Below are 675 nucleotides of genomic sequence, written 5' to 3'. Positions count from 1 at the left end.
GAAGAAGTTGTCGTGGACGCCGACACGGTCGACTCCCAGCACCTGCGCCCACACATCCGCGATGACCGCCTCGACCTCATTCCGCGGCGCGACATAGGAGTCGCCCACGTCAGGGCGCTGGCCTTGCGGCATCGGCAGCGCCTTGCGGTCGACTTTCCCGTTCGGGGTCAGCGGCAACGACTCCAAGAACACAAACCAGGCCGGGACCATGTACTCGGGCAGACTCCGCCGGCACCACTCCCGCAAACCGGCCACGTCCTCCTCGCCGCCACCGGCGAGCACGCAATAGGCCACCAGGCGTTTGTCGCCGGGCACGTCCTCACGCACCACCACCACAGCGGCCGCCACCGCCGGATGCCCCGCCAGCGCCGACTCGATCTCCCCCAGCTCGATCCGCAGCCCCCGCAGCTTCACCTGATTGTCCAGCCGCCCGAGGAACTCCAGCTGCCCATCGGCCCGCCACCGGACCAGATCACCCGTCCGATACAGCCGAGCCGAACCATCATCGGAGAACGGATGATCAACAAACCGCTCCGCCGTCAGCTCAGGCCGATCCCAATAGCCCCGCGCGACCCCCGCACCCCCGATATACAACTCACCCGGCACCCCGACCGGAACCAGACCACCGAACCGATCCAGCACGAACACCTCGGTATTCGCAATCGGCCGACCGAT

At 67.3% G+C, this 675-nt stretch carries 1 protein-coding gene; it reads right to left on the bottom strand.

Annotated features, from left to right (window positions below; all coding sequences use genetic code 11):
- Positions 1-663: non-ribosomal peptide synthetase (locus tag Acor_RS00165; protein ID WP_308805610.1), on the bottom strand; the 663-nt coding region annotated here is incomplete at its 3' end.
- Positions 664-675: the final 12 nt, after the last annotated feature.

It is taken from the genome of Acrocarpospora corrugata, from assembly GCF_009687845.1.
Taxonomy (GTDB): Bacteria; Actinomycetota; Actinomycetes; order Streptosporangiales; family Streptosporangiaceae; genus Acrocarpospora; species Acrocarpospora corrugata.
Note: the sequence above shows the minus strand (reverse complement) of the source record. Positions and strands in the feature narration are given on the sequence as shown.